At 46.9% G+C, this 26,571-nt stretch carries 19 protein-coding genes and 1 pseudogene; 11 read left to right on the top strand and 9 right to left on the bottom strand.

What is annotated here, in order from left to right; all coding sequences use genetic code 11:
- Nucleotides 1-20 precede the first annotated feature (20 nt).
- Entirely contained in the window at nucleotides 21-1,298 is a 1,278-nt protein-coding gene (locus NQ542_RS17500; protein WP_005637217.1) for an O-acetylhomoserine aminocarboxypropyltransferase/cysteine synthase family protein, read from the top strand.
- Between the two features lie 136 nt (nucleotides 1,299-1,434).
- Here NQ542_RS17500 and NQ542_RS17495 read toward each other — a convergent pair whose 3' ends face one another.
- The 3 genes and pseudogenes from NQ542_RS17495 to NQ542_RS17490 form a co-directional block, all read right to left on the bottom strand.
- A complete protein-coding gene (locus NQ542_RS17495; protein ID WP_005637221.1) occupies nucleotides 1,435-2,589 on the bottom strand; it encodes a glycosyltransferase family protein in 1,155 nt (384 codons plus the stop codon).
- Nucleotides 2,586-2,753 (bottom strand): annotated as a pseudogene (locus tag NQ542_RS17890) (UDP-2,3-diacylglucosamine diphosphatase); the annotation flags it as partial. The gene NQ542_RS17495 and the pseudogene NQ542_RS17890, both read right to left, overlap by 4 nt.
- 177 nt (nucleotides 2,754-2,930) lie before the next feature.
- Nucleotides 2,931-5,087 (bottom strand): elongation factor G, encoded by a 2,157-nt coding sequence (locus tag NQ542_RS17490; protein ID WP_005637225.1) that lies wholly within the window; start codon nucleotides 5,085-5,087, stop codon nucleotides 2,931-2,933.
- A 215-nt stretch (nucleotides 5,088-5,302) separates the two neighbouring features.
- Here NQ542_RS17490 and hemW point away from each other — a divergent pair, with 215 nt between their 5' ends.
- The 3 genes from hemW (at nucleotide 5,303) to NQ542_RS17475 (ending at nucleotide 7,342) form a co-directional block, all read left to right on the top strand.
- Nucleotides 5,303-6,430 (top strand): radical SAM family heme chaperone HemW, encoded by a 1,128-nt coding sequence (gene hemW / locus NQ542_RS17485; RefSeq protein WP_005650451.1) that lies wholly within the window; start codon nucleotides 5,303-5,305, stop codon nucleotides 6,428-6,430.
- 173 nt (nucleotides 6,431-6,603) lie between these two features.
- Nucleotides 6,604-7,179, top strand: a complete 576-nt coding sequence (locus NQ542_RS17480; RefSeq protein ID WP_008154394.1) for a zeta toxin family protein — start codon at nucleotides 6,604-6,606, stop codon at nucleotides 7,177-7,179.
- Complete coding sequence (locus NQ542_RS17475; protein WP_005637232.1) at nucleotides 7,172-7,342, top strand: hypothetical protein; 171 nt, start codon at nucleotides 7,172-7,174, stop codon at nucleotides 7,340-7,342. The genes NQ542_RS17480 and NQ542_RS17475 overlap by 8 nt, the downstream gene beginning before the upstream one ends.
- A 590-nt stretch (nucleotides 7,343-7,932) precedes the next feature.
- Here NQ542_RS17475 and NQ542_RS17470 read toward each other — a convergent pair.
- Together NQ542_RS17470 and NQ542_RS17465 are read right to left on the bottom strand one after the other, a co-directional pair.
- Nucleotides 7,933-8,292, bottom strand: a complete 360-nt coding sequence (locus tag NQ542_RS17470; RefSeq protein WP_005637239.1) for a hypothetical protein — start codon at nucleotides 8,290-8,292, stop codon at nucleotides 7,933-7,935.
- A 468-nt stretch (nucleotides 8,293-8,760) separates the two neighbouring features.
- The gene (locus tag NQ542_RS17465; RefSeq protein ID WP_036658961.1) at nucleotides 8,761-9,897 is read right to left on the bottom strand and encodes an aldose epimerase family protein; all 1,137 of its coding nucleotides are present in this window, start codon (nucleotides 9,895-9,897) and stop codon (nucleotides 8,761-8,763) included.
- Between the two features lie 136 nt (nucleotides 9,898-10,033).
- Between NQ542_RS17465 and NQ542_RS17460 the strand changes: the two genes are divergently transcribed.
- The 7 genes from NQ542_RS17460 to NQ542_RS17430 all read left to right on the top strand — a co-directional run bounded on the left by NQ542_RS17460 (nucleotide 10,034) and on the right by NQ542_RS17430 (nucleotide 22,504).
- Nucleotides 10,034-10,828, top strand: coding sequence for a thymidylate synthase (locus NQ542_RS17460; protein WP_005637244.1), 795 nt, complete (start codon nucleotides 10,034-10,036; stop codon nucleotides 10,826-10,828).
- A gap of 111 nt (nucleotides 10,829-10,939) precedes the next feature.
- Nucleotides 10,940-11,437 carry a dihydrofolate reductase gene (locus tag NQ542_RS17455; RefSeq protein ID WP_005648179.1) on the top strand — a complete coding sequence of 166 codons (498 nt, stop codon included), beginning with the start codon at nucleotides 10,940-10,942 and terminating at the stop codon, nucleotides 11,435-11,437.
- Between the two features lie 128 nt (nucleotides 11,438-11,565).
- Entirely contained in the window at nucleotides 11,566-17,250 is a 5,685-nt protein-coding gene (locus tag NQ542_RS17450; RefSeq protein WP_005637246.1) for an alpha-2-macroglobulin family protein, read from the top strand.
- A 142-nt stretch (nucleotides 17,251-17,392) separates the two neighbouring features.
- Complete coding sequence (locus NQ542_RS17445; protein ID WP_005637247.1) at nucleotides 17,393-17,770, top strand: DUF1573 domain-containing protein; 378 nt, start codon at nucleotides 17,393-17,395, stop codon at nucleotides 17,768-17,770.
- A 25-nt stretch (nucleotides 17,771-17,795) separates the two neighbouring features.
- On the top strand, nucleotides 17,796-18,911 hold the full coding sequence (locus NQ542_RS17440) for a DUF1573 domain-containing protein (protein ID WP_005637248.1): 1,116 nt from the start codon (nucleotides 17,796-17,798) through the stop codon (nucleotides 18,909-18,911).
- Nucleotides 18,912-18,993: 82 nt separating this feature from the next.
- Nucleotides 18,994-20,094, top strand: a complete 1,101-nt coding sequence (meaB, locus tag NQ542_RS17435; RefSeq protein ID WP_005637249.1) for a methylmalonyl Co-A mutase-associated GTPase MeaB — start codon at nucleotides 18,994-18,996, stop codon at nucleotides 20,092-20,094.
- A 4-nt stretch (nucleotides 20,095-20,098) separates the two neighbouring features.
- Nucleotides 20,099-22,504, top strand: coding sequence for an outer membrane protein assembly factor BamB family protein (locus NQ542_RS17430; RefSeq protein ID WP_005637250.1), 2,406 nt, complete (start codon nucleotides 20,099-20,101; stop codon nucleotides 22,502-22,504).
- A gap of 80 nt (nucleotides 22,505-22,584) precedes the next feature.
- Here NQ542_RS17430 and pfkA read toward each other — a convergent pair whose 3' ends face one another.
- The 4 genes from pfkA to porQ all read right to left on the bottom strand — a co-directional run bounded on the left by pfkA (nucleotide 22,585) and on the right by porQ (nucleotide 26,444).
- The gene (gene pfkA, locus NQ542_RS17425; RefSeq protein ID WP_005637251.1) at nucleotides 22,585-23,565 is read right to left on the bottom strand and encodes a 6-phosphofructokinase; all 981 of its coding nucleotides are present in this window, start codon (nucleotides 23,563-23,565) and stop codon (nucleotides 22,585-22,587) included.
- Nucleotides 23,566-23,661: 96 nt separating this feature from the next.
- Nucleotides 23,662-24,534, bottom strand: a complete 873-nt coding sequence (locus tag NQ542_RS17420) for a 4-hydroxy-3-methylbut-2-enyl diphosphate reductase (protein ID WP_005637253.1) — start codon at nucleotides 24,532-24,534, stop codon at nucleotides 23,662-23,664.
- A 2-nt stretch (nucleotides 24,535-24,536) separates the two neighbouring features.
- A complete protein-coding gene (cmk, locus tag NQ542_RS17415) occupies nucleotides 24,537-25,229 on the bottom strand; it encodes a (d)CMP kinase (RefSeq protein WP_036724312.1) in 693 nt (230 codons plus the stop codon).
- Between the two features lie 222 nt (nucleotides 25,230-25,451).
- Nucleotides 25,452-26,444 carry a type IX secretion system protein PorQ gene (gene porQ / locus NQ542_RS17410; RefSeq protein ID WP_005637256.1) on the bottom strand — a complete coding sequence of 331 codons (993 nt, stop codon included), beginning with the start codon at nucleotides 26,442-26,444 and terminating at the stop codon, nucleotides 25,452-25,454.
- Between the last annotated feature and the right edge of the window lie 127 nt (nucleotides 26,445-26,571).

Below are 26,571 nucleotides of genomic sequence, written 5' to 3'. Positions count from 1 at the left end.
CATAGTAAAACATTATCATAATGAACAATTCATTAAAGCCGGAAACCCTCTGCGTGCAGGGAGGCTGGCAACCGAAAAAGGGAGAACCGCGCGTCCTGCCCATCTATCAGAGCACGACATTCAAGTATGACACCAGTGAACAGATGGCCAAACTGTTCGACTTGGAAGAGAGCGGATATTTCTATACCCGCCTGCAAAACCCGACAAACGATGCTGTCGCAGCCAAGATCGCCGCTTTGGAAGGTGGCGTAGGCGCCATGCTGACATCTTCCGGACAGGCAGCCAATTTCTATGCCGTATTCAACATCTGCCAGGCCGGAGACCATATGGTTTGCTCGTCCACGATCTACGGTGGAACGTTCAACCTGTTCGGCGTGACAATGAAGAAGTTAGGCATCGAAGTGACATTCGTCGACCCTGATGCTTCGGAAGAAGAAATATCGGCTGCTTTCCGTCCGAACACAAAGGCTTTGTTTGGCGAAACCTTGTCCAATCCGGGCATGAGTGTGCTCGATATCGAAAAGTTTGCCCGTATCGCCCACAGTCATGGTGTGCCTCTGATCGTGGATAACACATTCGCTACGCCGATCAACTGCCGCCCGTTCGAATGGGGAGCCGATATCGTGACGCATTCTACAACCAAGTATATGGACGGCCATGCGACAAGCGTAGGCGGTGCGGTTGTGGACAGCGGCAATTTCGACTGGGATGCACATGCCGACAAATTCCCCGGCCTGACAACCCCGGACGAATCCTATCACGGCCTGACCTACACAAAAGCTTTCGGCAAGATGGCTTATATGACAAAGGCAACGGCACAGTTGATGCGTGACTTAGGTTCCATCCAGGCTCCGATGAACGCCTTCCTCTTGAATTTAGGACTCGAAACCTTGCACCTGCGTATGCCTCAACATTGCAAGAACGCCCAACAGGTTGCCGAATGGCTCGAAGCAAACGAGCAGGTCGCTTGGGTGAACTTCCCCGGATTAAAGAGCAACAAATATTACGAGCTGGCACAAAAATACATGCCGAACGGGACTTGTGGCGTGATCGCTTTCGGCCTGAAAGGTTCCCGCGAAGATGCGATCCGCTTTATGGATAACCTGAAGATGATCTGCATCGTGACCCACGTAGCGGACGCCCGTACCTGTGTCCTCCACCCCGCCAGCCATACACACCGCCAGTTGACGGACGAACAGCTGATCGAAGCAGGCGTAGCTCCCGACCTGATCCGCCTGTCTGTCGGCATCGAAAATGCAAACGACATCATTGCGGATATCGAGCAGGCGTTGAAATAGTATATAAGAATATTTGAACCTTAAAATAAAGATCTATCGGTGAATTAACAGACAAGGCTGCGCCTTGTCTGTTAATTCACCGATAGATCTTTTTTCATGTTTCAAATCTGTCAAATCATGAATCAAAAAACCGCCATCAAATCGATAACGATTTTCCAAACCGGTATATCCAACGGGTAGACAAGCGATGCCATAGGGAAGCAGGTGTTTCCTCCATCAATAAGTCCGGGCGGAACTCACGCAGGATTAACCAATCCGCCTGCTTCACCCAATGAGAAAAAGCAAGATCCGGCTGATGCGTTTGCGACAGTTGCAACAAAGCATCCAGATCGAACCGATCCGCAATAACGCCGGCCCCGGCATGAACGGCATCAAAAGCATTACAAGCTTGTTCGATATGCGTCGGAACCATCAAAACAGGCTTACCCAAATACATCGCTTCACAAACAGACTCGAACCCAGCAGTCGTGGCATACGCCCTCGCTCCTGCCATATAACGGACAAACAGTGTATCATTCAATTGATGGAAAGAAAGACGGGAATCAACTTTCACTTCAGGAAGCACCTCTTTTTTATCCCAAAAGATATGCAGTTCGACACTCGGATGTACCTTATGCCAGGAACATATCTCTTCACCAAATCCACTATTCAATAAATAGCCATGCAGATAATCCCCTTTTGTCGGTGTCATTTCTAAAACCTCCTTACGCAAAAGAGGAGGAACCACCACGATCCCGTCGGCCGGAACCTCCCGCATCTTACGGAAAGATAACGCCAACTTCTTAGCAGCTCCGATAGCCGTAATGCGGGTAAAGAACTTCAAGGAAGCAAGCGACAGACGATTTTCTTTCGGAAAAGTAAAGTCCGGATGCAGGAATAAGTACTGGTGCGCAATGCAGACCATGACAGCTTTCGGCCGGCAAAACAGGTAAGTAAGTCCGGTCAACAGCTCATAAAAGTTTATGACCACATCTGCTCCTGTCTCCTTTATCATCCGGTTGATATACCGGATACTCGACATATATTTGTGCAACCGGAAAACATTATAAGCTACGCTTTTGACCAGGTTGACCTGTTTATTTTGGGCGGAAGGCAGGAAGTTGGGACTTTCAAACGGATAGACAGGCGCTTCGATCTTCTTGCTAAAGAAATCTGGAAGACGGCGGGCAGGACTTTTGCCAACCAGGACACCAACCACCTGATGGCCTTCGTCCGTCAGCTTCTGACGGAGAGAAAGTGCCTGAGTCAGATGTCCCCGGCCTTCACCCTGTATGATAAACAATATTTTCATATCACTTCGGCATAGTGTAAACAGGAAGGTTGCATTTCATCCGCTGTGTATCCCTCCTTATTATAAAAAACAATATTCTATTCACCTTGTTCATTTTCGACAAAAGCCGTAAGGCTTTCCACCCAATCACCGGAATTCAGATAATGGATATCCCCATACCAAACAGGTGAATGTCCGACAGGACAATGGTTGGATAATACTTTCTTAGTTTCATGTTGTTTCTATTAACACGATACAAAAAAACGTACTTCATATTACGGCATTGCAACAGCCATATGAAAAAACAATGAAGGCCACTCCTTCACAGGGGCAGCCTTCATACAATTTATAGAAAATCCAAATCAATCTTCTGCCTGAGTTGCCTCGTAAGCTTTTAACAGCTTGTCCTGGACATCCGACGGAACCAGTTCATAGCTGGAGAACTTCATGGTAAATGAAGCACGTCCACCTGTGATGGAACTCAAAGATGTCGAGTACGAAGACATCTCTTTCAAAGGCACTTTTGCCAATAGCTTTTCGTAGCCTTTTTCACTATTCATACCCATAATGATGGCGCGACGTCCCTGCAGGTCACTCATCACGTCGCCCAGATAATCAGCCGGAACCGATACTTCTACATCATAAACAGGTTCCAGGATCTTAGGACCGGCTTCTTTAAATGCGGTACTGAAAGCATTACGGCCTGCCAGCATGAAAGAAATTTCATTACTGTCTACCGGGTGCATCTTTCCGTCATAGACGATGATGCGCACGTCACGGGCATACGACCCGGTCAACGGTCCCTGCTCCATACGAGCCATAATACCTTTCAAGATAGCCGGCAGGAAACGGGCATCGATGGCTCCACCAACGATACTGTTAACAAACACCAGCTTTCCACCCCAGTCCAAATCTATAGTCTGCGTATCACGTACGCTGATTTTATACTCTTGTCCGCCAAAACGATATGTATCCGGTGCCGGCATACCTTCGTAGTACGGTTCGACGATCAGATGAACTTCACCGAACTGCCCCGCACCACCTGACTGTTTTTTATGGCGGTAGTCCGCACGGGCTGCTTTCGTGATGGTTTCACGATACGGGATTTTCGGTTCGTAGAATTCGATCGGCAATTTATCATTGTTCTCGATTCTCCATTTCAACGTACGAAGATGGAATTCTCCCTGGCCGGAAACGATCGTCTGCTTCAATTCCTTGGACTGTTCGATCATCCACGTCGGATCCTCTTCACGCATACGCATCAAGATTTCCATCATTTTTTCAGCATCTGCTTCATTAACCGGCTTCACGGCACGACGATATTTCGGGTCCGGATATTTGATAAAGTCGAAACGATAATCGCATCCCTTACCATTCAATGTGTTACCACGACGAACATCCTTCAGCTTAACGGTAGCACCGATATCTCCGGCAACCATTTCGGTCACGGCGTTACGGGTTTGTCCGGCAACAGAGAACAACTGCGCGATACGCTCCTTCGAACCACGATCGGCATTCAACAAATCGTCACCTTCTTTTACCTTACCTGATATCACCTTAAAATAAGAAACCTGACCGATATGCGGCTCTACAGTCGTCTTGAAGAAGAACAAACTGGTCGGTCCGTTGGAGTCGGGAGTCACTTCCACACCCTCTGTCGTAACCGGGCGAGGCATCTTATCCGTACAAGGAACGACATTACCTAAGAATTCAAGTGTACGACGAACGCACATGTCACGGCCCGCGCATACGCAGAATACGGGGAACATCCCCCGGATAACGAGACCGGCGCGAATACCGGCACGCATATCGTCTTCACTCAATGTACCTTCTTCAAAGAATTTTTCCATCAACATATCGTCATGTTCGGCAGCCGATTCGACCAATGCCTTGTGAAGTTCCATCGCCTTATCCATTTCTTCTGCCGGAATTTCCAACACTTCGGGAACACCACCTTCAGGTTTCCAACGATACATCTTCATTTTCAACACATCGACAACCGCATTGAAAGACGAACCCGTAGAAACCGGATACTGGATAGGAACAACCTTACCTCCCCATTGTTCACGCAGCTGGGCGATTGTCCCATCATAATCAGCTTTATCGTTATCCAGTTGGTTCACAACAAAGATAACCGGCTTATGAAATTGTTCTGTATACCGGAACTGGTTGATTGTACCGACTTCCACGCCGTACTGGGCATTCAGTACCATCAGTGCCGTGTCTGTCACGTTCAGAGCGGAAACTGCACCGCCGATAAAATCGTCTGAACCCGGACAATCAATGAAATTCAACTTTCTGTCCTGCCATTCTACACTGAAAACGGTCGAGAATACCGAGTAACCATACTCCTTCTCAACCGGGAAATAATCGCTCACAGTGTTTCCAGACTCCACACTTCCGCGACGTTTTATAACTCCACCCTCGTAAAGCATTGCTTCAGCGAGAGTGGTTTTCCCAGAGCCCGAACTTCCCAAGATAGAGATGTTCTTAATTTCGTTTGTTTGGTATACTTTCATGATATCAAGGTATTAATTTGTGTTTAACAATAAAGATTGCCCCGAAAACCCTTTTCATTCACGGGACCGCAAATTAGAGATTGTAAAGGAGAAAAACAATTTCAAACCCGGTGTTTGAGAACTATGTTGTTTAACAGTTCAAAGATAAAGAGCGGAAAGAAAGACAGATAGAGATAAAATGTTGCTATCTTTGTATCGTTAAAAAGCAGAACTAAGTGGCAGGTTTATATATCCATATTCCTTTTTGCGCCAAACGGTGCCTGTATTGCGACTTCTTTTCCAATACGGATATGAAGTTCAAAGAGCCGTATATCGATGCAGCTATCCGGGAGATGGAATTACGTCAGGAATATATAGGAGGGGAACCTCTTGACACCATTTATTTCGGAGGCGGTACGCCCTCCCAACTTCAACAGGCCGACTTCGAACGGATATTCGAGGCTGCGGACCGCTTGTTCGGCACAAGCTCATGCACAGAAATTACGCTGGAAGCCAATCCTGACGATATGACACCGGAATACGTCGCCTCCCTCCGCAACCTGCCCTTCAACCGGATCAGTATGGGAGTACAAAGTTTCAAAGAAAAAGACCTCCGTTTCCTGAACCGGCGCCATAACCGCGAACAGGCTTTGCGCGCAGTCGGGCTTTGCAAAGAAAACGGCATCCAAAACATAAGCATCGACTTGATATACGGGTTGCCCGGACAGACCTTGGAAGAGTGGCAAGAGAATCTGGATGACGCGATCCGTCTGGAAATTCCCCATATATCAGCCTACCACTTAATATATGAAGAAGGGACAGCCCTATATAAATTGATGGAAGCCGGGAAAGTGACTCCTATAGAAGAAGACTTGAGCGTCACCCTTTTCTCCACTTTAATCAATCGGCTGACCGAAGCCGGATATCTCCATTACGAGATTTCCAATTTTGGCCGTCCCGGTTATTTTTCCCGGCACAACAGTTCCTATTGGACCGGCACGAAATATATAGGCATCGGACCTTCCGCCCATTCCTATGATGGAGAAAGCCGGCAATGGAACATATCTTCCCTTCCCCGCTACTTACAAGGGATCAAGGCAGGCATTCCCGATATAGAGATAGAAGAATTGGACATCAACACAAAATACAACGACTTCATCATCACCGGACTACGCACAATGTGGGGAATCCGGACAGCTGATATCCGGGAGCGGTTCGGAGAAGAAAAGCAAACCTATCTCGAACAGCAGGCAGCTACCTATTTGCGTCAAGGGTTGCTTATCCGTGAAAACGACACTTTAACCCTCTCGAAAAAAGGCATTTTCATCTCAGACGGCATAATGAGCGACCTTTTATGGGTATAAAGGTATGCTGCAGACATTTGACAAAGCCATTAAATTACACCAAACCGCCTGTTTTTACAACGAACTGAGGGGTTATCCGTACATTTTCTGCACATTTTTACTATTTTTGAGAATAAAATTAACCAACATATTAAACTATTATCTATATTTGCCCCAACAAAAGACAGTAAGTAGTGCCATATCTATACATAATATCGGGATGCAACGGAGCAGGAAAAACGACAGCTTCCTTCACAATTCTTCCAGAGATGTTGAAGTGTAAAGAGTTCGTAAATTCCGACGAGATTGCCAAGGGGCTTTCCCCTTTTAATTCTGATAGTATCGCGGTAGCCGTTGAAGCCAGTCGTATTATGTATAAACGCATTAAAGAACTAATCGCTTCAGGCGAAACGTTTGCTATGGAAACTACACTGGCCACCCGTTCAGGCGCAAACCTGATTCGGGAAGCACAAAGGGAAGGGTATTATGTGACATTGTTATATTTCTGGCTGAACACACCGGATCTGGCAGTGGAGCGAGTAAAAATGAGAGTGGCCGCCGGAGGACATAACATTCCGGAGAGTACTATCCGCCGTCGTTACGAGGCAGGTATTCACAATCTCTTTGAACTATATATCCCCATTTGTGATTATTGGATGATTGCAGACAACTCCATGTCACCGATGGAAGTAATCGCCAAAGGTTTCAGGAGTGATAAAAAAGAGATATATAATTCGGATATTTATACAAAACTTGAGCATCATGAGTGAACAAGAAGTTAGAGAATTTGAAGAGAATATAGTTAAAGGTGCCAATATCGCATTCCAGCGATTAGTAAACCAGAAAAAGAAAGAAGACGGTGAATTAGTCTTCTCGCGCAACGGATACATCTTCCGCGTAAAAGCTGCTGATTTGGAAAAAGGGATGTTTTAACTATTATATTGGATATACAAAAAGGCTGGTGAATCAGATTCATCAGCCTTTTTTGTATCCGGACATTTCCCCATCCCCATTATATGATTGCTGTTGATTCCGACCGCAATATGTTGAATACGACTAAAAACGGCCGATTCCTTTTTATCGTTTTTCCAAGATTCTCTATCACTCTATCACATTTTGCTTCGTAAGCATTGATAAACAATAAGAGCAAGAGTGATACATGCCTGATCCATGTATCACTCCTATGTCACACTTGTATCACTCTCCCTGACATTGAAACAGATAGCCGGTATTGTTTCAAACACGGAAGGAAACATGTCAATATACATTTGCAAGAAGGTTATTTCGTCAACATAAGATACTTTTTAATTGAAAACAAGCAGGAAAAGAGCGGAAAGCAAGCAGAAATGTTCAGAAACACCCCCATCTTCCGGCTTTCTACACCCGGATGTAGCCACTCTCTACATCCGGATGTTCGGGACGGCTACACCCGGATGCACAGAGTCTTTTCATACTGACTAATTGTAATTAAGATACTTATCCGACAAGAAAAGACTATATGTATCATCCAAACATGAATAGAGTTATTCCGTCCGGCTGATCGTCAATATCTCGGAAAACGATATCGGCCATTCGATTGCATTCATCAATGTTTCGAATGCAATCCTTAAATTAAGAGACACAGGGGTGTGTCCGGAATAAAGATCACATACAGTCAATGCAAGCAACATCTTTTTATTATAATGCATCCCCTTCAAAGTAACCAAACTGGACAATACCGAAACGGAGCGTGCCCCTTCAAAGTCAGAATCGGTAATATCCGTTTTATCTCTCAACGATTGATAATGTCGGCAGCCCTTTATGTCGGCACTTGTGCCCATAGCTTCCACAATATCCAATAATACGCAACAGATTGCAATTCTTTCCGATTCTTCTGAGCTCATACTCAAATTATGGTGCCGCCCTGCTCCCCTATGTTTGGCATCTATATTAATTAAAAAGCGTGGGAACTGTTAATCTACTATTTTGAAACTGAGGTATCGCCAAACACCCATCGGACAAATAATAAACAACAGCCCACGCTTTATTCTATATACACAAGTATATATAACAAGCGTGAGCGTCCAGTTGTCTATTATCTTTGTCCGACTGGAAAGTTGGCGATTTTCAGTTCCAAAGATAATATCTTAAACGCTTAACGTTATCCATCGACAGAACAGCCGAAAAGTCAAAGCTTCGACAATCCTATGTCAATCGCAAAGATAGTGAAAAACGGCAAACCATATTGTTTACGAAGAAACATTAACAGATATAAATCAAAGATTTTTGGAAACAAAAAAAGGGCGGCCTTTTACTGCCGCCCCTCCAAGCATTCCGATTACCGGAAAGTTTCCCTAAAAATAATACGTATCCTACTTTTCAACCGTGAATTTATATATACACTCGCTGAAATACTTTTCGCCCGGACGCAGCACCACACTTGGGAAGCTCGGCTGGTTGGGAGAATCGGGATAATGTTGTGTTTCGAGACACAAAGCACCGCGATGCGGATAAATCACACCTAACTTTCCTTTATCTCCATCCTTCGTCATTGCGTTTCCGGCATAGAACTGGATACCCGGCTCGTTTGTGTACACTTCAAGGCCGATACCGCTCTTTGCAGAAACAGCCTTTGCAGCCAACACATTGATGTCGCAATTATTATTCAACACCCAGTTATGATCATAGCCTTTGCCTCTTACCAACTGATCGAACGGATCATCGATATGTGCGCCTACGGCAACAGCCGTACGCAAATCCATCGGAGTTCCTTCTACCGGATCAAGCGTGCCGGTCGGGATCAATGTTTCATCAACCGGAACATAAGTATCTGCAGCAATCATAATAGAATGATCCAAGATCTGAGAACCCGGAACACCGGAAAGGTTGAAATAGCTATGGTTCGTCAAGTTCACGACAGTCGGTTTGTCCGTTGTAGCTTCGTATTTGATATCGACGGCATTGTCATTCGTCAATGTGTATGTGACTTTCAGGTTCAGATTTCCGGGGAAACCGGCTTCACCATCTTTGGAGAGATACGTCAATTCCACACTTTGGTCATTTACCTGTTTGGCATCCCAAACAACCGTATGGTAACCTTCCGGACCACCATGCAGGCAATGTCCGTTGTTATTCTGCGGAAGCTGGTACTCAACACCATCCAGCGTAAACTTGCCATTTGCAATACGGTTTCCATAACGACCGATCAACCCGCCGTAGTTATTGTTTGGATTGTCCACATACTGTTGGATATTATCGTATCCCAGGACGACATCCGTCATTTTGCCATTCTTGTCAGGAACCATAACCGATACCAGGCGCCCGCCCCAGTTTGTCACACAGGCCTCTGCACCATTCTGGTTCTTCAACACATATAATGCAGTCGGTTTTCCCTGTACTTCTGATACGAAATTAGATTTCATCAGTCCAGAAAGAGTGGCTTCCTCTTTTTTCTCAGTGCATGACAACAAAACACACATTGCCATGACAGCCATACATAGTCTCTTCATTTTCGATACTAATAAATTAATGTTTGTTAGATAGGCAACAAATATACGCTATTATTATCAAAAACAAACGATGCTGTAGAATAATGTTGCTTAATACAAATCACTTTCGTACATTTGTCTGTCATAATAGAGAAAAATGAAACAGTATTTAGAATTACTCGATCGTGTCCTCCGCGAAGGAGTCAAGAAAGAAGATCGGACAGGAACCGGTACATACAGTGTATTCGGACATCAGATGCGCTTCAACCTTGAAGACGGTTTTCCTCTGCTCACAACAAAGAAACTGCATTTGAAATCCATTATATACGAATTACTTTGGTTTCTTCAGGGCGATACAAATGCAAAATACCTGCAGGAACATGGAGTGAGGATTTGGAACGAGTGGGCAGATCCGGATGGAAACTTAGGACATATCTACGGCTTCCAATGGCGCTCATGGCCGGACTATAAAGGCGGCAATATCGATCAGATCAGTGAAGCGGTAGAGACAATCAAGCATAATCCGGATTCACGCCGTATCATCGTCAGCGCCTGGAATGTAGCAGACCTGGACAATATGAATCTGCCTCCCTGCCACGCTTTTTTCCAGTTTTATGTGGCAAACGGCCGCCTGAGCCTGCAAATGTACCAGCGCAGTGCCGATATTTTCTTAGGCGTACCTTTTAATATTGCCTCGTATGCCCTGTTATTACAGATGATGGCACAGGTAACCGGACTGAAAGCTGGAGATTTTGTCCATACGCTTGGTGACGCACATATTTACACGAACCATCTTGAACAGGTAAAGTTGCAACTGACACGCGATCCACGGCCTCTTCCCCGGATGGAAATCAACCCGGATGTAAAAGATATATTCGGTTTCCAGTACGAGGATTTCAACCTAACGGGATACGACCCTCATCCTCATATCAAGGGAGAAGTGGCCGTATAAGAGATTTATGATTTCAGATTTATGATTCATGAACTGCATATAGTCAGACCTCATAAACCATAAACTTGAAATCATAAATCATAAATTATAAATAATAAATCATAAATGGCAATGAGTACTATTTCAATTGTAGCAGCGATTTCCGACAACAATGCGATCGGGAAGAATCTGGGTCTGCTCTGGCACATGCCGGCAGACATGAAGCGTTTTAAAGACCTGACAACAGGACACGCCGTAATAATGGGGCGTAAAACTTTCGAATCTTTGCCAAAAGGCGGATTGCCCAACCGTAAAAATGTCGTGCTGACGACGATGCCTGAAGCAGGTTTCATCAATTGCTTTGCCTGCGAATCCATGCATGACGCACTGGATATCTGCGAAAAGGAAGAAAACATCTTCATCATCGGAGGTTCTCTGGTTTACAGACAAGGATTAGGGATTGCCGACAAGATGTATCTGACCCGTATTCACGGGGAGTTTCCGGATGCAGACGCATTTTTCCCGGTTGTCAACTGGGATCTGTGGGAAGAGGTGGAACGACAGGAATTTCCCGCTGACGAGAAAAATCCGTATCCTTACACATTCCTGACCTACGTCCGTAAAAAATAAAATTACTCCTAATTAACGGTAATTTTACAACTTTTTGCTCTTTCTTTGTATCTATATCTAAGAAACGGGTTCGGATTTATGATTTATCAGTCATACTTCATAAATCCGAAATCATAAATCTGAAAGATATGAAGATAAGAGCAATTATTGTTTTAGCCCTGATCGTATGCGGAATAGTATCCACGATCTTCTACGTGAAAGCAAATCAGGTATCCACCAACGAAAAGGCTATCATAGAAGCCATCCAAACGAAAAACACTCCGGCATTGATCCAGGCGCTTATCACCCGGATGAAAAATCAGCTGGAAAAAGACGTCAATACATTCCCCGAACTGATCAAAGAGGTGGAAACTTATGCCGGTACATGTCCCGACTCCGCATCTGTAGCCATACTCCACTCCATGATCGCGGAGATGTATAACAACTATTATATGCAAAACCGTTGGAACGTCAACCAGCGGACCGAACTGGCAGGCTATGTTCCCGATGATATCCGGGAATGGACCTCCAATCTGTTCAGAGAAAAGATCAAACAGGAACTGACGCTATCTCTCCAACCGGCTCGGTTGCTGCAACAAACACCGGTCAGCCAGTATAACCTGATCCTGAAAAAAGGGAAAGACACGCCTCAACTTCGCCCTACTCTATATGATTTCCTGGCTTTCCGGGCGATCGACATACAGCCGTCGGATAAATGGTATGAAGATGTGATCGACTTCCGCCGTACACAACCGGAGAAAAAAGCCTTATTACTGGACGAACTGGACTACTGGCAATATAAATACGACAGCCAGTCTACAAACACCAACGACTACAGAAACACGTTGGACAGTTTGTATAATGTATACGGCAAAGAGCCGTTTGCCGCCGAAATACGCATTGCCGAGATGAATCTTCTCCAACGGGAACGTTATCAAGGCAACAAGGCTCACCAAGACTCCGTCCAGGCGCTCATTTATTCGCTCTGCAAAGAAAGTATCGCGCAATATCCCAAATACGACCGCATAAACGTTTTCAAGAACCAGTTAAACGAAATGGAAACGCCGGTCCTGAATATCCAATCCGACAACAATGTGTATCCGGGCAAGGACCTTACATTGCAAATCAAGTATGTCAACACACCCCGGTTAGTTGTGCGCATCTACAAAAGCCTTCGCCAGCCGGAAGATGCCTGGCGGAATTACGGCAAGAACAGTAAAAGCATGCGGGGAGAACTGGTAAAAGAGGTCACATTCAAGATGAATCTCGCCAACTCATACACCGAAGCCGATTCCACGCTGGCCATTCCGATGGACAGGTTGGGATTATACGAATATGTGATCACGGTTCCCGGCAAGCAGCTGACAGTCTCCAACCGTTTTAGCGTCAGCCGTCTGGCAGCCCTCACCCGTAGCCAGACAAACAACCCGGAAGTACTTGTCACCGACCTCGAAAGCGGCAAACCGATCGAAGGGGCAACCGTCATCTATTACAAAACCAATATGATGAACGGAACCATCCAACGCCAGGGAGAAGTCAAAACAGACCGGTTGGGAATCGCCATCCTCCCGGCCAAAAAGAAAATCGAGCACATACGTCCGGTACTTCGCGAAGACTCCTCTTCCATCATCACAAATATATATCCTTACGGCACTTCCCGCTCCGGACAGGAAAAGGAGACAGTCGGTTTGTCACTCTTTACGGACCGGGGCATCTACCGGCCGGGGCAAAACGTATTCTTCAAAGGGATCGCTTATGTGAAAGATACGGACAACCCGCATGTCGTGGCCGGACGCACCTATACCGTCACCCTGCGGGATGCCAACTACAAGGATGTAGCCAGCAAAGAATTCAAGACCGACCGGTTCGGTTCCTTCAACGGAGAGTTCACCATCCCGGCACAGACTTTGAGCGGGAACTTCACGCTTGTCACAGAAAGGTCTCGTACGAATATCCGGGTAGAAGAATACAAACGCCCGACTTTCAAAGTCAGTTTCCTGCCGCTCAAGGAAGAGGTGTCTTTCGGCCATCCGGTGAAGTTGACAGGCGAAGCACAAACTTTCTCCGGTATAAACTTGCAGGAAGGTGAGATAAACTGGACGATCACCCGCCGCCCGTTCTGGGCACGTTTTTATATGCCGGACCCGTTCGATTTTACATACAAGCAGGTGGCTAACGGAACGGCAAAAATTGACAATAAAGGAAACTTCACGATCTCCTTCATACCCGAACGGCCGGAAACATCAGATATGCGCCCTGCCTTCCAGAGCTACGAAGTAACGGCAACCCTGACCGACAGCAAAGGAGAGACACAAGAGGCAAGCTATACCTTCTCCGTCGGCGATACAGGTATCCTGTTGGATATCCAAATGCCCGGAGAGGAAATGGAAAATGATTCCGCCAAGGCTGTGGTAACGGCCTATACCGTGAATAGGCAAAAAACATCTGCGGAAGGAAGTTACACGATTTATTCACTGTCGGACGAAAAGCCAGAAAAGGATATGTTCGGTGCAGACCGGTACAAAATCAATAAACTGGTGACTGTTGGAACTTTCATAACGGGATACGAAATATCACCTGCCGTATTCCGCGAACTTCCCGCCGGACGCTATCGCCTGGAAGTGAAATCGACCGACTCCAACGGAAAAGAAGTTTCCGCCAATCAAGATTTCATCTTGTACAACCGCCGGGATAAACGGCCGCCCGTATTTATGCATACCTGGCTGGTTAATGAGCACACGACCTGTGCGCCGGGAGAAGAGGCCGCATTTATTTTCGGAACATCCGACAAAGACACACATATATTATATGAAATTTATACAGCAGACAATAAATGCACGGAACGCAAACTGATCCAGTTGAGCGATGAAAACCGGACATTCCGCATCCCGTTCAAAGAAACGGATGGGGAAGGTTTCACCGTGTCTTTCACATTTGTCAAAGACGGCAAGATGTATGTGAAACAAGTTCCGGTTCAACGCCGGCAACCGGATCGGAGATTGAATATCCAGGCAAAGACATTCCGTGACCACCTGCTGCCGGGAAGCAAGGAAAATTGGAAATTCCGTATTACGGATGCTGATTCCTTGACCGTCTCCGCTGAAGTTTTGGCTGGCATGTACGATGCTTCATTGGACAAGTTATTGCCTTTCAGCTGGTCTTTCTCTCCTAAAAGATATGTTTATCTGTATGCTCCTCGTTTTTCTGAAGGGACAGCATTCACTAACAGCAGCAGGTACGAAACAGGAGATCGGAAAAGATTGAACGTCCCACAGTTCCAATACGACCGACTCGACTGGCAGGACGTACTGAGAATCGGTTGGCAATATGAACAAAGCGAACGACGCTATGCAACCGGAGCCGTCATGAAATCAGGGACAGCACCGGCAATAACCGAAGTTCTCAACATCACCGAAGACAGTATGCCACTAGAAGAACCGGCAGTAAAAGCGTACCAGGGTGTCGCTAATATCATAGCAGAAGAAGAAGTGGAAGAAAATGGAACACCGTTCTTCCCGAACAAACCGGTCGAACTTCGTGAAAACTTTGCCGAAACCGCATTCTTCTATCCGGCCTTAGTGACCGACGAAGCAGGCGATGTAGCGTTCAGCTTCACGATGCCCGAAAGCAACACGACTTGGAAACTGCAACTGCTGGCCCAGACGGAAGACCTGAAATACGGCTACCTGTCCCGCGAAATCATCACCAGCAAACCGTTGATGGTAACCCCTAACCTTCCGCGCTTCCTGCGCCAGGGCGATGAAGTGACCATCACGGCGCAAATCAGCAACCAGTCGTCTGCCACTATGGACGGACGCGCCAGCCTGGAACTGTTCGATCCGGGCAACGGCCAGCCGGTGATCTGCCTCACCAAATCGCAGAAGCCTTTCACCTTGGGGGTTGACAGCACCACGACTGTCAACTGGTCATTCAAGGTTCCGGCCTCTTCGGACGGTGTTATCGGTTGCCGTATCATTGCCGACTCAGACAAGGGAAGCGACGGCGAACAGCATCTGATCCCGGTTCTATCGAACGAGATATTGATAACGGAAAGCACTCCGTTCTACCTGTTCGACAAGAACGAAGAAGTGATCCGCCCGAAAGACAACAAAAATATCCGTCCGTTCCGCACGACACTGGAGCTGACTGCCAACCCTATCTGGTATGCCGTACAGGCATTGCCGACCCTATCCCAACCGGAAAACGACAACGTCATTTCCTGGTTCGCCTCTTATTACAGTAACACTTTGGCGAGCTACATCGCCACCGCCCACCCGCGTATCCAGCAGGTCATCAGCCAGTGGAAAGCACAGGGCGGAAACGCCTCCACGCTCTATTCTAACCTGGAAAAAAATGCAGAACTGAAAAACATCCTTCTACAGGAAACACCCTGGGTATTGGAAGCAGACAATGAAACGGAACAAAAACAGCGTTTGTCCCTCCTTTTCGATATGAACCGGGCAGCAGGACAGCGGGAAACCGCCCTCCGACATCTTCTCGACCTGCAAACGCCGGATGGAGGTTGGGGTTGGTTCAAAGGCATGTATCCGAGCCAGGAGATCACACTCTATATTCTGAAAGGGATGAGCCAACTGACGGAGTTGAATGCAGTCGAATATAACCAGCAGGAAAAAGAGATGCAGATGAAAGCACTCAAATTCGTTGACAAACAAATCCAGTCCGATTATGAGGCATTACAAAAGATCAAGAACTGGCAGAAAAACGAAATTTCTCCATTGGAAATCGAATATCTGTTTGTCCGCAGCAATTACCGAGACATTCCGGAGTTGGGTTCGGCCCGTGAAGCAATCCGCTACTATACGAACCTGGCGGAAAAGCAGTGGGACAAACAATCCATCCACGGCAAAGGAGAAATAGGGTGGCTCATGTGGAGGAATGGAAATAAAGAGATTGCCGGAAAGATTATCACTTGGCTGCGTAAAACAGCTTCGACCTCTCCGGACAAAGGTATGTATTGGGCGAACAACCGGAGCAGAGCAAACGCCTTTGCCTCTCCGATCGACACCCATTGCCTGCTGATGGCTTTCTTCAATGAAGTTTCGCCCGACAAACAAGAAACAGACCGTATGAAACAATGGTTACTCAACCAGAAACAGACGCAGAACTGGAAATCCGTACCGGCAACGGTCAACGCTATTTATACTTTGCTTCTGACAGGCAGCAACTGGTTGGACACTGCCAACACTTGCACCGCCCAATGGGGCAAGCAAACCTATAGCACGACAAGCGGCGAATTGGCCACCGGCTATCTGAAAGTAACCATATCGGATGAAAAAGCGACCTCATCCGAAGGAACCTCCATCTCTATCCGGAAAGAAGGCTCGGCGCCTGCATGGGGAGCTGTCTACGAGCAATACTTCCAGAACATCAACGAGGTAAAAAAACAGAAAGGCGTCCTGAACGTAGAAAAGCTGCTATTCGTAGAAACCAATAACGGGACTGAGCGGCAACTTCGTCCGGTCACCCCGGATGAACCGCTCAGTGTCGGCGACAAAGTGGTCGTCCGCCTTGTGGTCCGTACCGATCGCGAAATGGATTACGTCTTCCTGAAAGACCTCCGAGCCGGATGTTTTGAACCGGCAGACCAACTTTCCGGTTCTATCTATAGGGACGGGGTCTGGTATTACCAGTCGCCGACGGATGTTTCGGAGAATTTCTTCTTCGAACGCCTGCCCCAGGGGACTTTTGTACTGGAATATGCCGTATACGTGTCACGTACCGGTGAATATGCAGGAGGAATCAGTACGATCCAATGCCTGTACGCACCCGAATTCGTATCGCATACGGAAGGAAACATCATCAAGGTAGATTGAGTGAGACTCCCAGCGATGGCAAGTGCACACAAATCCGGTATCCCCGACTCGCGATGGAAGCAGAATTTTATTTTTTAAAGAAACTAATTCAGTAGTAAACATTATCTTTGCATTTTAAACAATAGCTAAATAAAAAGAGAAGATGAAACAGATTATTTTTATTTTTATGGCAATCCTGCTGGCAACAGGAATAGCTTCAGCTCAAAACAAAGCTGTAATCTCGGCAGATGAAACCTCTTTCGATTTCGGAACGATCAAGGAAGCGAACGGCAATGTGTCGCACACTTTTAAAATAAAGAACTCAGGCGAAGCACCGTTGGTCTTGACTCGTGTCATCGCCTCTTGCGGTTGTACGACGCCGGAATGGACAAAGGAACCGATAGCTCCGGGTAAAACAGGTGATATCAAAATCACTTATAATCCGAAAGACCGCCCCGGTCCTTTTGTCAAGACTATTTCCGTATACAGTAATGGTAAAACCGGTAGTTTTATCCTGACGATCCGGGGAGAAGTAGAATAATAACAGGAAAACTGAACGATAAAGAATGTTGAACAGAAACAAACTAGTCTTTATTCTTGCCGGTATACTGTTTGCAATAAGCAGTATATCGGCACAAAATAACGCCCGAATCAGTGCAGATGAGCTGATCTATAACTTCGGTACGATTGGAGAATCCGATGGATTGGCAAGTCACATATTTACGATCAAAAACACAGGTAACGGTCCGCTTGTCATCACGAGGATCACAGCATCCTGCGGCTGTACGCAGCCCGAATGGACCAAAGAGCCCATCGCTCCGGGAAAGACCGGAGAAGTAAAAGTAACCTACAACCCGAAAGGACGTCCCGGCCCTTTTTACAAAACTATAGCGATCTACAGTAACGGGAAAAAAGGCAGTTTCTCCTTAGGTATCAAAGGAAACGTAACCCCTAAAGAAGCTCAACCCATACTGATTTATCCGTATAGCATCGGCGACTTGAAGTTGCAAACCAAGAATGTCCTCTATAGCACAGTCCGTCCGGAAGAAACATTGGGAGAGAAGATCAACATAATCAATGAAGGAAAGACATCTCTGAACATTCATTTAGGAAAGACGCCTCATTATCTGAACGTCGTAGCCAATCCTACAAAACTGGCTCCGGGTGAAACAGGCGAAATATCCATCCTCATGAATGCGAAAGAGGCAAAACGGAAAGGCCGCATGACAGCCGAAATTCCGGTAACGGTCGAAAGTATCGGTCAGAAGAAAGGAACAGAAGGCAAACTACATGTTGCAGCCAATATCATAGACGACTTCAGCAAACTGACTGCCTCGGAGAAGGCGAAAGCTCCGGTAGCCCAGCTATCGGGTACCTTGCTCGACTTCGGCAAACTACCTGACAAAAGCAGTTTCATCCCACTGGTCGGCGGTCGGGTGAGCGGCACGATCGAAATTACCAACTCAGGAAAATCACCACTTGTCATCTATAGTGTGACCTGCGAAGACGAACGCGTAGCTGTTTCCGGTGGCAAAAGAGAAATAAAGCCGGGCACGACAGCCACTTTCAAAGTGACAGTACGCCCGAAAGAGATAAAAACAAAACTGGAAGCCCTCATCAATTTCGTATGCAACGACCCGAACGGTCCGGTACGGCTTGTGAAGGTGACAGCCAATAAATAACCAGGTGAAAGTCGAAAGGTGAAAGTTAAAACAGCTTCCTCTTCCACCTTTCAACCTTCACCTTTCAACTTTCAACTAAATTATGGAACATCCCGAAAACGACGATCTGTACAAAGGATTAAAGGTGAACAAGGGAGTAGCCGATGTACCGACCGTAAATCCTTATCTAAAAAAAAGGATTCAACGCAAAGAATATACGCCTGCCGAATTTGTAGAAGGTATCCTGAAAGGAAACATTACGATCCTCAGCCAGGCGGTAACACTGGTGGAAAGCTCCAAATACGAACACCAGCAAGTAGCACAGGAAATTATCGAAAAATGCCTGCCGCATGCAGGAAAGTCTGTCCGTATCGGCATCACCGGAGTACCGGGAGCAGGTAAGAGCACCTCGATCGATGCGTTCGGCATGCACTTGATAAGGCAAGGACGTAAACTGGCTGTGCTGGCAATCGACCCCAGCAGCGAACGCTCGAAAGGCAGCATCCTCGGCGACAAAACTCGTATGGAGGCCTTGTCCCGTGAAAAGAACGCTTTCATCCGTCCTTCGCCATCAGCAGGTTCCTTAGGTGGCGTTGCCCGTAAAACACGTGAAACGATCGTTCTTTGCGAAGCTGCCGGATTCGATACGATATTTGTCGAAACGGTCGGTGTCGGACAAAGCGAGACGGCTGTCCACTCGATGGTCGATTTCTTCCTGTTGATCCAACTTGCCGGTACTGGAGACGAATTGCAAGGCATCAAGCGCGGGATCATGGAGATGGCGGACGGGATCATCATCAATAAGGCGGATGGTGACAACCTCGAAAAAGCAAAACTGGCAGCGGCACAATTCCGCAACGCCTTGCACCTGTTTCCGGCCCCCGAATCCGGTTGGAGCCCGAAAGTATTGACTTATTCCGGTTATTACAATCTGGGGATTAAAGAAATCTGGGATATGGTCGGAGAATATATGGAATTCACTCAAAAGAACGGCTACTTCAACTACAAGCGCAACGAACAAGCCAAATATTGGATGTACGAAAGTATCAACGACACACTCCGCGAAACGTTCTACCACAATCCGGCGGTAGAAAAAATGTTGAACTTCACGGAGCAGCAGGTATTGAATAACGAGATCAGTTCGTTCGTTGCAGCCAAACGGATGATGGACCTGTTCTTGGAAAATCTGTCTGCAAAGAAATAAATAAATGGAAAAGAAAAAACTTATACTGCTATTACTAAGTTGCGCGGTAATCACGGAGGCTCATGCTGCCTATCAAGGCCACGTATATGTAGACTCCAACCGGAACGGAATCTACGACAAAGGAGAGAAAGTCTTAAAAGGCATCCGGGTTTCCGACGGGTTGAACGTTGTCAAAACGAATGCCGAAGGAGTATATACACTTCCCGGACACAAACGAGAACGATTTATCTTCATCACCACTCCTTCCGGCTATAGGACAGACAATCAATATTACCGGCGGATCAACGGCACAGGGCAAACATACGATTTCGGCCTGCAACCCTGGAAAGGACGCATCAAGCCGAATGGCAGTCACAGGTTCATCCATATTTCCGATACCGAGATATTCAATACGGAAAACCAAGAAGACTGGGCGAATAACATCCGGGATTATGCGGCTAACGAGAATATCTCATTTATCATCCATACCGGTGATATCTGCTATGAAAATGGATTGAAGAACCATATCCATCTGATGAACACGTCAAACATGGACTGCCCGATGTTCTACTGTATCGGTAACCATGACCTTGTAAAAGGGAAATATGGAGAAGAGGTTTTTGAAAATGTTTACGGTCCGGTTTATTATTCCTTCGACTTCGGAAATGTCCACTACGTCGTTACACCAATGGCAGGAGGAGATCATCAGCCCGGCTATACAAAAGAAGATGTATACCGCTGGTTAAAGAATGACCTGGCGCAAGTACCGACAGGAAAACCGATCATCGTCTTTAACCATGACCTGCTGACTTCCGGGAACGAGTTTGTTTTCGGTATTGACGATAACGAGAAGATTAACCTGAACGAACATAACCTGAAAGCGTGGCTGTACGGCCATTGGCATAATCATTTCGTGCGGAAACAAGGAGATGTCCTGACAATCTCGACCGCAACACTCGACAAAGGGGGAATCGACCACTCGACTTCCGCCTTCCGTGTGGTAGACGTGGATCAAAAAGGAGATGTCCAGACTATGCTCCGCTATACCTATATAAACAAGTCCATCGAAACCGCCTCTATCGCGAATGATGCATGTACAATGACGTCAGACGAAAAGATTCCGGTATCGGTCAACACCTACAATGCAGTTGCTCCTGCCATACGTGTCACTTACAGTTGCGTCGTAGACGGCAATACTGTCCTACCGGAAACACAGCTTACTCAAAATACAGACTGGAATTGGTCCGGAATGGCCAAACTCCCGGCAGACTGTAAAGGCAAACGGATTTTCATTACAGCCAAAGCATTGTTCAACAATGGGGAAACAGCAATCAGCCGTTCCTCATTCGTATACCAGCCGGAAGAGATCGGCAAAACACCCCGACTGGCATGGACCCGTAACGTAAATGCCAACCTGTATTTCTCTTCTCCGGTCGTTGCCGGCGGTAAAGTGTACGTCGCTTCTCTCGATGAAGATTTGAAGGGAGAAGGTGCAATCTTCGCTCTGGATGCAAAGACTGGTGAATTACAATGGAGATATCCGGTTCGCAACTCCATCAAAAACACGATTGCCGTAGACGAAGGAACCGTCTTCGCACAAGATGCGGAAGGTTATTTATACGCCATCGACTCACAGACTGGCAAACTAAAATGGGACAAAAAGATGGATGTCGCCGGCCTTCCTGTCCTTGTGGACGGGCTGACAGCCGCCAATGGCATTGTCTATGCCGGAAGTGGAAAGGCATTCGGAGCATACAACGGTAAAACGGGTGACGCAGTCTGGCTGAACAAAGGCTGGCCGCAAGGAGAAGCCACGACATCGACTCCTCTGCTGGCAAACGGAGTAGTTATTTCAGGCGCCAACTGGCGAGGCTTCTACGGCAACGACGCACAAACGGGAGAGTTGCTTTGGAAACTCGATAAAGACGGAATTACGGATAGAGGCGCAACACCGGCATATGACGGTAATCTGCTTTATGTTACTTCGCGCCAGTCTTTATTTATCATCGACTGCCATTCGGGGGAAGTCATTGTCCGTAAAGAGTTACCATTCAATGTCCAAGTCAATTCGACCCCGTTGGTCACGGATAAACTGATTGTTTTCGGGACGCAGACTGATGGCCTGGTCGCACTCGACCGTGAGACATTCGAGGTCAGATGGAAAGCCCGGACATCTCCAGCTCTGGTTTATACGGCTCCCTATTCCCGCCATCCGGCTGCCACGGTCGAAACGAGCCCCCTACTCATCGGAGATACGATTTACTTCGGAGCATCCGACGGCATCATCTATGGCATAGATAAGGAAAGCGGGCAAACGACATGGAAACATAAAACGGGAGCTCCGCTATTCTCCACTCTGTCAACAAACGGCAACATGATCTTCGCAACCGATTTCGGAGGCAATGTCTATGCTTTCAAATGCAACGAGTAAACAGAGCTGAACTCTATATGCAAAAAGCCCCGCGAATGAAAAATATCCGCGGGGCTTTTCATATACTTGCCAATAACAGATCAAATAGAAGAAATACGAAGCGTATTCAACAAATCACGATTGATCGGTTTGTCGTTCTTGATCGCTTTGGAGAAAGGAACGTAAACAATCTCATCATTCTGGATACCCATCATCACGTTACGCTGGTCATCCAACAACGCGTCGACGGCAGCCACTCCCATCCGGGTTGCCAAGATACGATCTTGTGCAGTCGGTGAACCACCGCGCTGCAAGTGTCCCAAAATTGAAACACGTACGTCAAACTGCGGATATTCCTTCTTTACACGTTCAGCCACGCCCATCGCACCACCGGTCACCTCACTTTCCGCAACAAGGACGATACTGCTGTTCTTGGACTTACGGAAACCAGTTTCGATCATCTCGGCCAGTTGGTCTTTCTCCATCGATATCTCCGGAATGATAGCCGCTTCAGCTCCCGATGCAATCGCTCCGTTAAGAGCCAGAAATCCGGCATCACGCCCCATCACTTCGATAAAGAACAGACGGTCATGGGAGGTTGCCGTGTCACGGATTTTATCGACACATTCCATGATCGTATTCAAAGCCGTGTCGTAGCCGATCGTGATATCCGTGCCATACAGGTCATTATCAATCGTACCAGGCAGGCCGACAATCGGATAATTGAACTCCTGTGCAAAGATGCGAGCCCCCGTCAGCGTTCCGTCACCACCGATGGCGACCAAAGCATCGATACCATGCTCCATCAGTTTGTCGTAAGCCTGCTTACGGCCTTCCGGCGTCTTGAATTCCGCACAACGGGCCGTCTTCAGGATAGTACCGCCACGCTGAATAATATTACTTACATTCTGAGTCTTGAAATCTTCAATTTCGTCGGTTATCAAACCCTTGTATCCACGATAGATACCCTTAACGGACATTCCGTTATAAATAGCGGAACGTGTCACTGCGCGAATGGCAGCGTTCATTCCGGGAGCATCACCTCCGGACGTTAAAATGCCAATACACTTAACTGTAGACATAGCGTCTTATATTTTATATGTTCGCGGCAAAAGTAATAATTATTTGCCAAAAACCTGTCTATTTTCCAAAACTTCATCAAATCTTACCCCTAAAAGTCAACGGCTGGCATTCAATTCACGAATACGCACAGCCACCTCTTCCATCAGCCACTTCGGAGTGGATGTGGCCCCGCACACCCCGACACTCCCCACATCTTCAGGCAACGGCTCGGTAATCTCCTTTACCTCCGAGATAAAGACCGTGTTCGGGTTTGCCTTCCGACATTCCTCCAGCAGCATCTTGCCATTTGAACTCTTCTTTCCAGCAACGAAATACACCCAATCATGCTTGGAAGCAAACGCCTTGATGTTCGGTAAACGGTTGGCCACCTGGCGGCAGATCGTATCGAAATACTCGAATTGTACCCCATCTGCAATACGCCGCCGGATCTCAGCCACGACTTCACGAAACCCGTCAAGCGACTTGGTCGTTTGCGAGAAGAGGCAGATATTCCGGCTAAAATCCAACCGGCCAAGGTCCTGTACCTTCTCGATAACGATGGCCGTCCCTTCCGTTTGCCCGACCAGACCATTTACTTCGGCATGCCCTTTCTTTCCATAGATCACGACCTGCGTATGACTATCGCGCGTAGCCACGTAGCATTTATGGATCTTACGTTGTAACTGGAGCACCACCGGACAGGTCGCATCCACGATCGTGATGTTGTTCCGCCGGGCGATCTCGTAGGTCGAAGGCGGTTCCCCATGCGCCCGAAGCAACACCTTTTCTCCCTTCAAACGGGTAAACTCGTCGTGCCCGATCGTCCGCAGTCCCAACTTTTCCAACCGTTCCACTTCCAAGCTATTGTGTACGATATCTCCGAGGCAATACAACGTATTCGTATTTTTCAGTTCGCGTTCTGCACTCTCGATAGCCGTTACCACGCCAAAACAAAAGCCGGAACCCTTATCTATCTCGACTTCTATCATGGCTAGTCTGATGTAACGACCTTTTCATACTGTTCCAAGAGCCAAGCCTTCTGCTCGGCAATCGTCAAATGCGAGTTATCCAGCTCCAGCGCATCATCAGCTTTACGAAGCGGACTCTCTACACGAGTCATATCGATATGGTCACGCGTCTTCACATTTTCAAGGACTTCCTCAAAAGAAGCAACCTCGCCTTTGGCTTTCAGTTCGTCCAAACGCCGTTGGGCACGCACTTCCGGGCTGGCTGTCACATAAATCTTCAGTTCCGCATCCGGAAAGACAACCGTACCGATATCGCGACCATCCATCACGATCCCTTTCGCCTTCCCCATTTCCTGTTGCTTGGCGACCATCGCACGGCGTACAAAACCTAAAGCAGCAATCGGACTCACGCGGTTGGCCACTTCCATCCCCCGTATTTCTTTCTCCACTTTCACGCCGTTCAGATAGGTATCCGGACGTCCGGTTTCCGGGTTAAAGCGGAAAGAGATATCGATATCGTTCATGGCATCCTGCAACTTCTGTTCATCGATACCGCCGCTTGTAAAGAAACCGTGCTGCAAACTGTACAAAGTGACAGCCCGGTACATCGCCCCTGTATCGATATAGGTATATCCCAGCTCCCTTGCCAAATCTTTTGCCATCGTGCTCTTCCCGGTAGAAGAGACACCGTCTATCGCTATAATTATCTTTTTCATCACTACATATATTAATGTAAAGGAAATGCAAATATACAACAGTTTATCGCTCCCTTCCTTATAAATTATCCTATTCATCCTTATATTTTATTGTTTTCCATATAATCCGGAAACCGTTCGCAACCAAGCGGACGATCTATGAGATACGACAAAGAAGCCAACGGACCAGTAATCCATTGGCAAAAGGTCCTATCGTAAAGGAGAACGAAAAACCGAATTTACTTAGAAATCGCTGATCGTAGTGGAGATGCTCAGCATCATGGAAAGAGCTGAAGGATGGTATTTGGCTACGGAAACACCGACGTCGAACATCTTGATCCGCACACCAGCACCACCGGAAAAACCGGCAAGAGCGTTACTTCCCTGCAATTTCATGTCCAACGCCGTCTTGGGGTTATACCCGATACCGAGCCAGAAGTTGTCGGAAGGGATATAATCAACACCGATCACCAGATGCTTCACAAAAGACTTGAAAAAATTATCTCCTGTATACTCCCTATCGTAATCGTCTACATACTCAACCTTCCATTTCGTCAGATACTGTGCAGTCAGCGACAAACGGATCGGCGCATGGGCCATCTGTTTGGTGATCCCCAACTGGATATCCCAGGGCATCTTCTGGCGCTCATCTTCATAGGCTTTCAATTGGGCTCCGATATTTTTAAAAGCAAAACCGAAAGAAAATCCTTTTTCAGAATCATAATAACTCAAACCGGCATCGACCACCATGCCGATCGAAGTATAATCGCCGATACCCGAATATAAAAACTTCAACGAAGCCCCGCCACGCCAGCGCTCGGAAAGGTCATACGAGAAGAAACCGTTCACACTGATGTCCTTTGCCGTAAAATCTCCCGTCGGAAGACCTTCTTCCGACATTCCCCGTATCTTTCCCTGACTGAAGAACGAGGCTCCCACACCCCAAGCTCCTTTTTCTTTATACGCCTTGGTAAAAAGAGCGCTCCCGACATTGATATCCGATATATAGTTCAGGTAATTCAGATTAACCATCTGGTCCATCTCGGCTCCCAATAAAGCCGGGTTATGAAAAATCAGGGAAGGATCCCTTTCGACCAGAGACATCGTATTGCCTCCCATCGCATTGGCTCTTGCCGAAGAAGGATAGCGAAGAAAAGTATATCCGGTGTCGCCGGTTTGCGCGACAACAGCCCGTAACAAGAAGGAAAAGAAGAATATAAATAGAATATTTCTCATATTTCTCTGGTAAAATGCATACAAAGATAAATAAAACGGGTACATACACCCCACTTACAGAAACGGGAAAAAGCCGAAAAAGGTATATTGGGAGCTATTATTTTTATTCTCAGTCAAAAAAAAAGTA

It is taken from the genome of Parabacteroides merdae ATCC 43184, from assembly GCF_025151215.1.
Taxonomy (GTDB): Bacteria; Bacteroidota; Bacteroidia; order Bacteroidales; family Tannerellaceae; genus Parabacteroides; species Parabacteroides merdae.
Note: the sequence above shows the minus strand (reverse complement) of the source record. Positions and strands in the feature narration are given on the sequence as shown.